Genomic DNA, 12,168 nt, shown 5'->3' on the forward strand with positions numbered 1-12,168 from the left:
CAACACCGAACCCTGAATCTATGAGCACTGTACCCCTATCCACGACTACCGACCTGAAACGCCAGCCGTCAAAATTTGCCCAATTGCGCGCCTTGCTGGAGTCCAAGCCAACGGAATTTCTGATGGAAGCCCACAATGGCCTGAGTGCCCGCATTGTTGAGGAAGCCGGATTTAAGGGGATTTGGGCCAGTGGTCTTGCCCTGTCTTCCCAGTTTGGGGTGAGGGACAATAATGAAGCCAGTTGGACCCAGATAGTGGATATGCTGGAGTTTATGTCCGATACCACCCGCATTCCCATTCTTCTAGACGGCGATACGGGGTACGGAAATTTTAATAATTTGCGCCGACTGGTGAGGAAACTCGAGCAAAGGGAGATTGCCGGCGTTTGTATTGAAGATAAAGTCTTCCCTAAGACCAACAGCTTTATTTACGGTGAGCGCCAGCCCTTGGCCGATGTGGATGAATTTTGCGGCAAGCTCAAGGCGGGCAAGGACTCCCAAAATGATCCGGATTTCTCCATTGTGGCTCGAGTCGAAGCCTTAATCGCAGGTTGGGGCCTAGATGAAGCTTTGCGCCGTGCCGAAGCCTACCATGGGGCGGGAGCCGACGCCATTTTGATCCATAGTAAACTGTCCCAAGCCGATGAGATCCTGGCCTTTGCCCGGGAATGGGCGGGGCGGGCACCGCTGATTATTGTCCCCACCAAATACTACAGTACCCCCACCGAGGTATTCCGCAAGGCGGATATTAGTGTCGTGATCTGGGCCAATCATTTAATCCGAGCCGCTGCGGCGGCGATGGCTGAAGTGGCCCGGGAAATTCATGCCACTGAGACCCTGGTTAACATTGAGGATCAAGTGGCTCCAGTCAGTGAAATCTTCCGCCTCCAAGGGGCCGAAGAGCTACTCGCTGCTGAACGCCGCTACACCGCATCACCAGATGCCGAGACCGGGGCGATTGTCTTGGCGGCAACCCGAGGCGAAGGACTAGAGAGCATGACCCAGGAACGCCCCAAGGTCATGTTACCGGTCGCCGGGATCCCCCTGTTACGCCGCCTGGTCGATAAGTTTAAGCGCCAAAACATCAATCACATCACCACGGTTACAGGCTATAAACCAGAAGCCATTGATGTGAAAGGTATTTCCCTCGTCCATAACCCAGACTACGCCCTGAGCGGCGAACTCTCCTCCCTCACCTGCGCCCTTGAAGCGTTATCCGAGGACACCATCATCACCTATGGCGACTTGTTATTCCGCAGCTATATCTTAAGAGATCTGCGTCACATGCCGGGAAACATTGTAGCGGTAGTAGACTCCGCCATGCCCCCTGGGAAAACAGAGAATATCCGCGACGCAGCCTTTTGTTCCCAACCGGATGACCGCTCCTTGTTTCGCCAGGATGTGGATCTACTTCGGGTTGAAACCCAAAGCGAGACCCTCCATGGACGGCCCAGCGGTCGTTGGATCGGCATGGTACGCGTGGCGGGTGAGGGCCGCCAATGGCTGCTCAATGCCCTCCAAGCATTGCGGCAACAAGAGCATTTTCCCCAACTGGGGATGCCGGATCTGCTAAATTATCTGGTGGCCAACGGCCATCCCATCAAGGTTCTCTACGTTAATGGCCACTGGTTGGACGTAAATAATATGGAGGATCTGACCCGCGCCGGTGATTTTGCCCACGGTCACCAACAATGATAGACGCTCATCAATTTATTGACAGCGCCCGTGAATTTGGCTTTGGCTGTTATGCGGGAGTCCCCTGCTCTTTGCTCACGCCTTTTATCAATTATGTCATTGAGCGCAATGATTTAAGATATGTTTCCTCGGCCAATGAAGGTGACGCCGTGGCCCTGGCCGCCGGCGCCCATTTGGGAGGGCAACCGGCTATCGCCATGATGCAAAATTCCGGCCTGGGTAATGCGGTCAATCCACTCACCTCCCTGACCTACACCTTCCGTATCCCTGTGCTTCTCATTATTACCCTGAGAGGGGATCCTGAACTGGGGGATGAACCCCAACATGAACTCATGGGCCGGATAACGGGATCGCTGCTGGAAGCCATGGAAATTCCCTGGGAGTATTTCCCTCTGGAAAATGACCAAATTCGCCCCGCTCTGGAGCGGGCCAGCCAGCACTTAAAAAATGCCAAACGCCCCTATGCCTTTATTATGCGCAAAGGCTCCGTGGCCTCCTATGGGTCCAGCGGCGGCAAAGTCCCCCAACGGGCCTGCCCTAACCCCCCGTTACGCCGCCATTATCCGGCCACGTCCCTTTCCTCCCGCACTGAGGCCTTAACCTACCTCCTCGCTCGAACGCCAGAGCACAATACCGTGGTCATTGCCACCACGGGCTATACCGGTCGAGAATTGTGTGCCCTGGAGGATCGCCCTAATCAGCTTTACATGGTCGGCTCTATGGGTTGCGCCTCATCACTGGGCCTGGGACTCTCCCTTACCCGCCCGGATCTACGAGTGGTTGTGATTGATGGTGATGGCGCCGCATTGATGCGCATGGGCAACTTAGCAACGGTGGGGACTTATGGCGGCCCCAATTTGATCCATGTGCTGTTGGACAATGAAGCCCATGACTCCACCGGGGCTCAAGCAACGGTTTCCAGCAACTTCTCCTTTGCCCAAGTAGCCAGCGCCTGCGGCTATTCTCTAGCCCTAGAAGGAAATGAAGTGGCATTACTGGAGGAATTGTTAAATGCCCCCGTCCAGAATGGTCCCCGTTTTGCCCAGCTCAAAATTCATCCGGGCGCTCCGCGGGATCTTCCCCGCCCCCAGCTTACCCCCGCTGAGACTAAAGAACGGTTAATAGCCCACTTGGTGAGGATTCCATGATTTTACTTAATCCAGGTCCCGTTAATCTTAGCGAGCGGGTACGAGCCGCTTTGCTACGTCCCGATCTCTGTCACCGGGAAACTGAGTTTGCCGATTTGCAAGACGAGATCCGGGAACGACTGTTAGCTCTCTATGAGCTTGATCCTGAGCGTTGGGCAGCCGTCCTTTTAAGTGGCTCCGGCACCGCTGCAATGGAGGCCATGGTCAGCAGTCTGGTTCCCGCTCAAGGAAAATTGCTGGTCATTGAAAATGGAGTCTATGGGGAACGACTCTCTAAAATTGCCCAAATTTACGGCATAGCTCATGGAACCTTGCCCCATCGCTGGGGGGCGGAGATTGATATTCAGCGGCTGGAACAAATCCTCAATGAGGATTCCGCCATCACCCACGTGGCCGTCGTCCACCACGAAACCACCACCGGGCGTCTCAACGATCTGGCGGCCATTGGCTCGCTTTGCCACCAACACCACACCCAGTTACTCGTCGATGGGGTCAGCAGTTTCGGTGCTGAAGCCCTCGCCTTCGAGGATTGGGGAATCAACGCCTTGGCCGCCACTGCTAACAAATGCTTGCATGGCATCCCCGGGGCTGCTTTTGTCGTGGTACGCCGTGATAGCCTGCCCACAAACTCTCCCCAACGCAGTCTTTATTTAGACCTTGCGGTTTACTGCCGAGAACAGGATCGGCGCAGCACCCCCTTCACCCCGGCAGTCCAATCTTTTTATGGGCTGTTAGAAGCCCTCCGTGAACTGGCTGAGGACGGCAATTGGCAGGCCCGTGGAGAGCATTATCGCCGATTGGCTGAGCTAGTCGCTGACGGCCTCAACTCATTAGGCATCGAATCCCTGCTGCCCCGGGAATCATCCTCCTGTGTCCTCCGGGCCTATCATTTACCCGCAACCCTCAACTATCAGAAATTGCATGACCAACTCAAACATCAAGGCTTCGTTATCTACGCGGGACAAGGAGGGTTAGAAACCCAAATCTTCCGGGTCTCCACCATGGGGGCCGTGTCTGAACAAGACATGAAACATTTTGTCACTACCATGGAAAAAATATTGGGACAAAAGTAGGTAGAAATACCTATTTTTTTCCCTTGTGCTCTGGGGGGGATAGGGGTATGCTTTTGAGCTGTTCGACCTCTGATTTTTATTCCTACCGCTTGCTTCCAGATACGCTGCGCATCGGCCAGGGATAAAAGGCTAGCGAACTAAAATTGGAAAGGGTTCTTTGGCTTGAAGCTGCCTCGTTCCCTGCGCAGCGCCTTTAGCTAGACAACCCTCTTGATTGAAGAAGGCCCTAGGACATACCTGTAACCTGGGGCAGTCGATGTTTTAGAGTGATTGAATATGACTTCCATTTACGTAGGAAACTTGCCCTTCCAGTGCTCCCAAGATGAATTACGGGAATTGTTTGAGCCTTTTGGCGCAGTAAATTCCGTGAAACTGATTTCTGATAGAGAAACAGGAAAACCTCGTGGTTTCGGTTTTGTGGAAATGGATCATGACGCCGCTGCTGAAGCCATTGAACAGTTGAACGGCACCGATTTTAAAGGCCGCCCGCTGCGCATCAACGAGGCTCGGGAACGCACCTCCCGTCCCCCCCGTCAGAACCGCCGTTTCTAAAAAATAAAAACGACTATTTTCACCCGTGGACCAAGAGCGGTCCACGGTTTTTTTTATTCACTTTTCCCTATTATTTAAACAGCATAATTGATTCTTGGTGAGCAAGCTTGGGAGAAAAATTTATGCTAGAGATAGAATCCCCCGCCTCCCCCCAAACCATTGACCTAAAAGACTATAAAATTCCTGATTATTATATTGAAACGGTTGATCTCCATTTTGAGCTGGGGGAAAAACAAACCACCGTTCGTTCTCGGCTGGCTATCTCCCGCTACTCAGAAGCCAAAGCGCCTCCCCTAGTCCTTAATGGAGAAGCATTAGAATTACTCTCTATCCAATTGGACGGCCAAGTCTTAGATAAAAAAGACTACCAACAGAACCCAGAATCACTGACTCTTTTCCAAGTACCGGAGCGCTTCACTCTAGAGATCGAAACCCGCATTTATCCCCAGGACAATACCACCCTCTCAGGGCTATATACTTCAGGCGGTAACTTTTGCACCCAATGCGAAGCGGAAGGATTTCGTCGTATTACCTATTTCCTTGATCGTCCCGATGTAATGGCCCGTTACACCACCACGATTGTGGCGGACAAGAAGAAATATCCGGTATTGCTTTCCAATGGCAACTTGGTGGCTCAGGGCGAAGAGGATAACGGCCACCATTTTGCTAAATGGCAAGATCCTTTTCCCAAACCCTCTTATCTTTTCGCCCTAGTCGCTGGCGATCTAGCCCGTATCGAAGATGAATTTGTCACCCGATCAGGCCGTAAAGTCGCCTTACACATGTATGTGCAATCCCACAATCGGGACAAACGCGAACATGCCATGGCCTCCCTCAAACGAGCGATGGCCTGGGATGAACAGGTGTATGGTCGAGAGTATGATCTAGATATCTACATGATCGTCGCCGTAGATGATTTCAATATGGGCGCCATGGAAAACAAAGGCCTTAACATTTTCAATTCCAAGTATGTGCTGGCCAAACCGGAAACGGCTACTGATACGGATTATGAGAATATTGAAGGGGTGATCGCCCATGAGTATTTCCACAATTGGTCAGGCAACCGGGTCACCTGCCGTGACTGGTTCCAATTAAGCCTCAAAGAAGGCTTTACGGTCTTTCGCGATCAGCAATTTAGCGCTGACCAGGGTTCGCCCGCCGTCAAGCGGATCCAAGACGTCAACCACCTGCGCACCTATCAATTCCGTGAAGATGCTGGTCCCATGGCGCACCCTGTCCGCCCAGAATCCTACGTGGAAGTTAATAACTTCTACACTATGACCGTGTATGAAAAGGGCGCCGAAATTGTGCGCATGCTTTACCATCTTTTGGGACCAGAGGGCTTCCGCCAAGGGACTGATCTCTATTTTGATCGCCACGATGGCCAAGCGGTCACCACTGATGATTTTGTTAAAGCCTTGGAAGATGCCAATGCTCTCGACTTATCCCAATTCCGCCGCTGGTATAGCCAGGCAGGGACCCCAGAACTCCGGATCAGCCGCGCTTATGACGCGGAGAAATCCACTTACACCCTTAAAATAAAACAGACCTGTCCCCCCACGCCGGGGCAACCCCATAAGGCGCCGCTCCATATTCCCCTGGCCATCGGCCTGTTGGATTCTCAGGGAGAGGATTTGCCTTTGCGCCTGGCTGGAGAAACCACCGCCGTCACCGGCACGCGAGTTCTTGAATTACGTCAAGAAGAAGAAGCTTTTGTTTTCCACGATATTCCTTGCGAGCCGGCCCCCTCCCTGCTGCGAAGTTTTTCAGCTCCGGTTAAACTTTATCTGGATCTTAGAGATGAAGAGCGGTACTTTCTTTTAGCCCATGACAAGGATCGCTTCAATCGCTGGGAAGCCGGTCAACAATTGGCGGTCAAAATTATCCTAGGGCTGGTGAAGGATTATCAACAGGGAAAACCCCTCGTTCTCGACTCCGCTTTTATTGAGACTGTTGGCAGAATCCTCGAAAGCGACGAGCCTGACCAAGCTTTTGTGGCGCACATTTTGGCCTTACCCTCCGAGCATTACCTGGCCGAATTCATGGCAGTCATCGATCCCGATGCCATTCATGAAACTCGTTGTTTCATCCGGCGAAGCCTTGCCAAAGCCCTCCAAGAACTTTTTGCCGCCACTTACCAGGCGCTCACCAAAACCGGCGCTTACCGCCGAGATCCTAAAGAAATGGGCCGGCGTAAGCTACGCAACACCTGCCTTGGGTATCTTATGGAACTGGATGAGCCAGATATTCGCAGCCAATGTCTCCAACAATTTAACCATGCCGACAACATGACCGATGTCATTGCGGCCCTCTCCAGACTGGTTGATATAGAAGGCCCTGAAAGAAAGATCGCCCTTCAGACCTTTTATGATAAATGGCAGGAAGATTCTTTAGTGATCGATAAGTGGTTCACCCTCCAGGCCCTCTCACGACGTCAGGATACCCTCGCTAGGGTGCAAGAGCTCACCCACCATCCCGCCTTTAAGCTAACGAATCCGAATAAGGTCCGGGCCCTCATCGGCGCCTTCAGCCAGGGCAACCCCGCTCGCTTCCATGACCCCAGCGGCAAGGGCTATGGTTTTCTTGGAGATTATGTCCTCAAGCTTGATCCCCTTAATCCGCAAGTGGCTGCCCGCCTTGTCAGCGCCTTTAATCCTTGGCAGCGCTACGACCAGAACCGGCAAGAACTGATGAAGGCGCAATTGGAGCGCATCGCTAAAACACCACAGATCTCTAAAGACGTCTATGAGATCGTATCGAAAAATCTGGCCTAAGCGGAGGTTGAAGTCTACCCTTATCGATAGTTATCCACTAATCCAAATTCTTGCCTAAGTATCCTGTAAAAATTTCGAAGCATTCTGGAACGAGCCGGTGGTGTTCCGCAAACCCGTTTTTCCTCCATAAAAAAAGGGCTTGCGGGGACTTCCTTGTCCCCTGGCTCCACGCCACCGGCTCGCTCCTAAAATATCTCATATTTTATTCATAGGTACTTAGTTCGTGGCAGCCAACATGAGAAACCAATTAAACAAAAATCTGCTGTTGAGTTTATTCAGTCTGCTCCTGTTGGCTGCTTGTGCCACCTCCCCCACGGGCCGCACCCAATTGGAGTTTTTCCCCTCTAACCAAATGGCCCAAATGGGAGAGACGGCCTATCGCCAAATCAAACAAGAAACACCGGTCTCCCAAGATCCAGCCATCAACCGCTATGTGCGCTGTGTCGCCGAGGCTGTTACGGCGGCGGCCCCTCCTCCCCAAAGTGGAGGCCAGTGGAAAGTCACGGTGTTTAAAGCGGACCAACCTAATGCGTTTGCTTTACCAGGGGGCTATATTGGCATTCACACGGGCCTTCTCTCAGTGGCTGAAAACGCCGATCAACTTGCTGCCGTTATCGGCCACGAAATCGGTCATGTCACCGCCCAACATGGCAATGCTCGCTTATCTACTCAATATGCCACCCAAGCAGGACTCCAGCTGGTCCAGACTCTAGCCGGCACTCCTAACAGTGCTACTGGTCAACAACTCATGGCCTTACTGGGGCTGGGAACCCAGGTGGGGATTATTTTACCTTTCAGTCGTGCCCAAGAAAGCGAAGCCGATATCCTGGGCTTGCGCTATATGGCCCGCGCCGGTTTTGATCCCCGCCAGAGTATTCAGCTTTGGAAAAATATGATGCAAACCGGTGGTCCCCAACCTCTGGAATTCCTCTCCACTCACCCCGCTGATCAATCCCGCATTCGCCATTTAGAACAGGACTTACCCGAAGCCCTGGATCTCTATCAACAAGCCCGCGATCAAGGCCAACGGCCAGAGTGCAAATTAGAAACGAGACAATAACGGTTAACTACAGGCGAAGCATTCGGCGCACGACCCGATCATTGCGGAAGGCGTGATACAGGGCCCCGCTGATGTGCACCGCCACTACCGCAAGGAGTGCCCAACAAGTCCAGAAATGAATATCCGAGAAAAAGATATTAAGCTCTTCATCCTCCCAACCCCAGTTAGGGAAGCCGACCGTCCACCACCAGGTTGTGCCCCAGCCGCTAAATGAAGAAGAAAGATATCCGCTAATACAGACGGCGAAAATCAGAAGATACACGATCACATGATCGACAACAGCGAGCCTGTGCATCCAACGGGGATACTCCTTGGAAATTTCTATCCGGGGGCGGTGCTTGAAGCGGACATAGAGGAACACACCCAGCAATAACACCAGCGTAATGCCGATATTTTTGTGCAATTGGAAGGGGAATGCCCGATAAACCAAATCCTCAGATGGCAAGGGCAAGGCTAACATCCACCAGCTGGAAATGAACAAAAAGAAAATTGAAACCGCCAACACCCAGTGGATGACAACGGCCCTCCGACTGTAACCTTCTCTTTGCATATTACCTCGCAGCTTTCCTTTATCGATATGACTGTCTACTCGACTGAATCTGACTCTGGCGACCCACAATGGCACCTACTGTCATCACGAGATGAATGAAGAACCAGAGCAGAATGTCCCAAAGGTACATGCTCCTTAATATGGGCCCGGTATTAACCACAGCAATAAAATCGACCACATCAATAATGGCTAAAGCAGCGAAGACCAACACGGCGGCGGTCGGTGCCCAGCGACGATAATGGACCAGTGCCACACCGAGGATAATGGATACGAAAGCAATAATCGTACCGACACAAGCCAGCGCCATTTGAAAACTAAAGAACCAGTCCGGTGCGGACAAAATGAAATTTTGGACATTGGCCACCATCTGCTTACATTCAGCCAGCGAAAGCCTCTCTTCCTCCAGCTCATCCTCGGGACACTCTGCGGCGGGGACAACTCCGCTGGCAGGCGTGGCCTGGACGATGACCCCCTGCTTCATCCATTCGTTGCCATGAATCGCAGCTAGCAAAACACCCAACACAATCGCTACAGCACCCAAGCAGCTGGCCCAGGCGGGCCCTGGAGAGGACGAAGGGGGGTAAGGTTGGAAAAGGATGTGGCCATGCAACACCTAACGTTTTTTTGATAGGGGACCTTACCAAAAATTATTCCTGCGATGGCAGCAGGCCTGGGGGGCAAAAGGGGGGCAAGTGGTGGCAAGATGCCATAAAGTGAGCCGCAAATTAATGTCCATGATAGCTAGGTGACCGGGGAGAACCCCAACCACCCAGCTATTTATCACAGACGACAATGCCTACTCAAAAGATAAGCATTTGTTCCAAATATCGCTTTATTTGGTTACTTATTAGGTTGCGGAGTCATCCGCAGGTAGGGCTTGACTTCTTTGTAGCCCTTGGGGAATTTCTCTTTAAGAACCTCTGGATCTTTTAATGACGGAACAATGACGCACTCGTCACCATCTTTCCAGTTCACAGGCGTCGCCACACTATAATCATCGGTCAGCTGCAGGGAATCAATGACCCGCAGGATTTCATCAAAATTCCGGCCGGTGCTTGGCGGGTAAGTAATCACCGCCCGGATCTTCTTATTGGAATCAATAAAATAGACCGAGCGCACCGTCACCGTTTCGCTGGCGCCAGGATGAATCATGTCATAGAGCTCGGAAACCTTCCGATCCGCATCAGCGATGATGGGGAAATTCACCTGACATCCTTGGGTTTCGTTGATATCGTTGATCCACCCCTTATGGGACTCCGTATCATCAACGCTCAGGGCAGCCACTTTAACATTGCGCTTTTTGAACTCATCTGCCAACTTGGCGGTAAGCCCTAGCTCCGTGGTGCACACGGGTGTGTAGTCGGCAGGATGGGAATAGAGTACCACCCAACTGTCACCAATCCACTCGTGGAAGTGGAGCGGGCCAATGGTAGATTCCTGGGTAAAATCTGGGGCGACATCGCCGATATGTAGTGCCATGACGCTTCCTCCTTTAAGTTGTTTTATAAATAGCGAATAATACCGAACAGGCCTAAAGATCGCTACCGTTCTAGGATGACTTGCAATTAGGCGCTTTGTACCGCCTTTTCCGGGCGAACGTCGTGGAACTCCCGTCCCGCCCTGACTTCATCAACATAGCCCATCCGGATCACAAAATCTCCAAAATGTTCGCCTTGTTGCCGTTCCCGAGCATAATGCTCAAGAATGGGCGTGAGCACCCCAATCACCTCTTCCTCGGTCAAGGATTCCCGGTATAGCTTATTCAAGCGGTGACCCGCAAACCCTGCTCCCAGATAGAGATTGTAATGGCCTAATGATTTGCCCACCAACGCAATTTCGCCTACGTAGGGACGACCACAACCATTGGGACAACCCGTGATACGGACCGTGATGGATTCATTGCTCAGTCCCAACTTCTCCATGACCGCCTCTAGGCGGCTGAGAAATCCGGGCAGGATGCGCTCGCTTTCAGCCATAGCCAAGCCGCAAGTGGGCAACGCCACACAAGACATGGCATCACGCCGCACGGCACTAAACCGCTCAGGCAAGGGGATACGATATTTTTCCAATAACGCCTCAATACGGGGCTTATTGGTTTTGGAAATATTGGCGATAGTCAAATTTTGGTTGGTGGTAAGGCGAAAATCTCCCTTGTGGATCTTAGCAATTTCCCGCAGACCGGTCATCAAAGGCTGATCTGGTGTATCTTTGATACGACCACTTAACAGACACAGGGTAAGATGCCAACGACCCTTTGAATCCTGGGCCCAACCAAAACGATCGCCATTATTCTCAAAGTGGAACGGACGTGCCGGTGGCAAAGACCAACCTAGCCGCTGGTTAAGTTCCGCCTTGAACCAATCGATACTGCGACTATCGATAGTGTATTTCAGCCGGGCCTGCTTGCGGTCGGAACGATTGCCAAAATCACGCTGAATTTTAAGGATGTTTTCTGCAACTTCCAGTAATTGGCTGGGGGTACAGAAGCCGATCACGTCCCCTAGGCGAGGATAGGTGGCCGTCTCGCTGTGAGTCATCCCCATGCCCCCCCCGACACAGACGTTGAAGCCCGCGAGGCGGTTGTTTTTCCCAATAGCAATAAAACCGAGATCTTGGGAGAAAACATCAATATCATTGCTCGGCGGAACAGCAACCCCTATTTTGAATTTACGGGGAAGGTAAGTCTTACCATAAAGCGGTTCCTGATCTTCAGGCGGCGTACCGGCAACTTTTTCCTTATCCAGCCAGATTTCGTGATAGGCTCGGGTTTGGGGCAAAAAATGGTCGCTCAACCGCTGGGTCCATTCATAAACCGTCTTATGGAGAGGGGAAAAATAGGGGTTATTGTGGCAGACCACATTACGATTGACATCGCCGCAAGCAGCAATGGTATTCAATAACGCCTGATTAATCCCTGCAATGGTGGCTTTAAGATGACGCTTAACCACACCATGAAATTGAAACGTTTGCCGGGTGGTAATACGCAAGGAATTATTGGCATACTGACGCGCCAATTCATCCAATTGCAGCCATTGCGTCGGCGTGCAGACTCCTCCTGGCATCCGCACCCGAACCATGAAAGAATAAGCGGGTTCCAATTTCTGGCGCATCCGCTCGGTACGCAGATCCCGGTCATCCTGCTGATAGGTGCCGTGGAATTTAAGTAATTTGGCATCATCTGCTGTAACGGCGCCTGTCACTGGATCAGCCAGGCTTTCCTTAATTGTTCCACGCAGATACTCGCTCCCTTCCTTGAGCTTTTCCTCGGCACTAAGTTTGCTTTTTTGCTGCAAATCGTGAGTCACTGTCTCGACCTC

10 protein-coding genes are annotated in these 12,168 nt (G+C 52.0%); 6 read left to right on the forward strand and 4 right to left on the reverse strand.

The genetic code is table 11. The features are described 5' to 3' along the window. Positions 1-20: 20 nt before the first annotated feature. The 6 genes from aepX (at position 21) to E3U44_RS16850 (ending at position 8,301) form a co-directional block, all read left to right on the forward strand. A complete protein-coding gene (aepX, locus tag E3U44_RS16825) occupies positions 21-1,694 on the forward strand; it encodes a phosphoenolpyruvate mutase (protein WP_134359243.1) in 1,674 nt (557 codons plus the stop codon). Beyond that, positions 1,691-2,842, forward strand: a complete 1,152-nt coding sequence (aepY, locus tag E3U44_RS16830; protein ID WP_134359244.1) for a phosphonopyruvate decarboxylase — start codon at positions 1,691-1,693, stop codon at positions 2,840-2,842. The genes aepX and aepY overlap by 4 nt, the downstream gene beginning before the upstream one ends. Further along, entirely contained in the window at positions 2,839-3,915 is a 1,077-nt protein-coding gene (locus E3U44_RS16835; RefSeq protein ID WP_134359245.1) for a 2-aminoethylphosphonate aminotransferase, read from the forward strand. Before aepY ends, E3U44_RS16835 begins: the two co-directional genes overlap by 4 nt. A 276-nt stretch (positions 3,916-4,191) precedes the next feature. After that, entirely contained in the window at positions 4,192-4,467 is a 276-nt protein-coding gene (locus E3U44_RS16840; protein WP_134359246.1) for an RNA recognition motif domain-containing protein, read from the forward strand. 122 nt (positions 4,468-4,589) lie between these two features. Beyond that, on the forward strand, positions 4,590-7,241 hold the full coding sequence (gene pepN / locus E3U44_RS16845) for an aminopeptidase N (protein ID WP_134359247.1): 2,652 nt from the start codon (positions 4,590-4,592) through the stop codon (positions 7,239-7,241). A gap of 235 nt (positions 7,242-7,476) precedes the next feature. Next, entirely contained in the window at positions 7,477-8,301 is an 825-nt protein-coding gene (locus E3U44_RS16850) for a M48 family metallopeptidase (protein ID WP_134359248.1), read from the forward strand. A gap of 7 nt (positions 8,302-8,308) precedes the next feature. Here E3U44_RS16850 and E3U44_RS16855 read toward each other — a convergent pair whose 3' ends face one another. The 4 genes from E3U44_RS16855 to cysI all read right to left on the reverse strand — a co-directional run bounded on the left by E3U44_RS16855 (position 8,309) and on the right by cysI (position 12,156). Further along, positions 8,309-8,851: a cytochrome b gene (locus E3U44_RS16855; RefSeq protein ID WP_134359249.1), complete on the reverse strand. Its 543-nt coding sequence runs from the start codon at positions 8,849-8,851 to the stop codon at positions 8,309-8,311. Between the two features lie 19 nt (positions 8,852-8,870). Continuing rightward, entirely contained in the window at positions 8,871-9,392 is a 522-nt protein-coding gene (locus E3U44_RS16860) for a hypothetical protein (RefSeq protein WP_206054831.1), read from the reverse strand. A gap of 299 nt (positions 9,393-9,691) precedes the next feature. Next, positions 9,692-10,330, reverse strand: a complete 639-nt coding sequence (locus E3U44_RS16865; protein ID WP_134359250.1) for a peroxiredoxin — start codon at positions 10,328-10,330, stop codon at positions 9,692-9,694. Positions 10,331-10,416: 86 nt separating this feature from the next. Continuing rightward, positions 10,417-12,156 (reverse strand): assimilatory sulfite reductase (NADPH) hemoprotein subunit, encoded by a 1,740-nt coding sequence (gene cysI / locus E3U44_RS16870; RefSeq protein WP_134359899.1) that lies wholly within the window; start codon positions 12,154-12,156, stop codon positions 10,417-10,419. Positions 12,157-12,168 lie beyond the last annotated feature (12 nt).

Origin of the sequence: Nitrosococcus wardiae (assembly GCF_004421105.1) — a bacterium.
GTDB lineage: Bacteria > Pseudomonadota > Gammaproteobacteria > Nitrosococcales > Nitrosococcaceae > Nitrosococcus > Nitrosococcus wardiae.

What these genes read in the sequence shown, in the direction of transcription:
- aepX (WP_134359243.1), top strand. Translation starts at nt 21, where the DNA reads ATGAGCACTGTACCCCTATCCACGACTACCGACCTGAAACGCCAGCCG.
- aepY (WP_134359244.1), top strand. Translation starts at nt 1,691, where the DNA reads ATGATAGACGCTCATCAATTTATTGACAGCGCCCGTGAATTTGGCTTT.
- E3U44_RS16835 (WP_134359245.1), top strand. Translation starts at nt 2,839, where the DNA reads ATGATTTTACTTAATCCAGGTCCCGTTAATCTTAGCGAGCGGGTACGA.
- E3U44_RS16840 (WP_134359246.1), top strand. Translation starts at nt 4,192, where the DNA reads ATGACTTCCATTTACGTAGGAAACTTGCCCTTCCAGTGCTCCCAAGAT.
- pepN (WP_134359247.1), top strand. Translation starts at nt 4,590, where the DNA reads ATGCTAGAGATAGAATCCCCCGCCTCCCCCCAAACCATTGACCTAAAA.
- E3U44_RS16850 (WP_134359248.1), top strand. Translation starts at nt 7,477, where the DNA reads ATGAGAAACCAATTAAACAAAAATCTGCTGTTGAGTTTATTCAGTCTG.
- E3U44_RS16855 (WP_134359249.1), bottom strand. Translation starts at nt 8,851, where the DNA reads ATGCAAAGAGAAGGTTACAGTCGGAGGGCCGTTGTCATCCACTGGGTG.
- E3U44_RS16865 (WP_134359250.1), bottom strand. Translation starts at nt 10,330, where the DNA reads ATGGCACTACATATCGGCGATGTCGCCCCAGATTTTACCCAGGAATCT.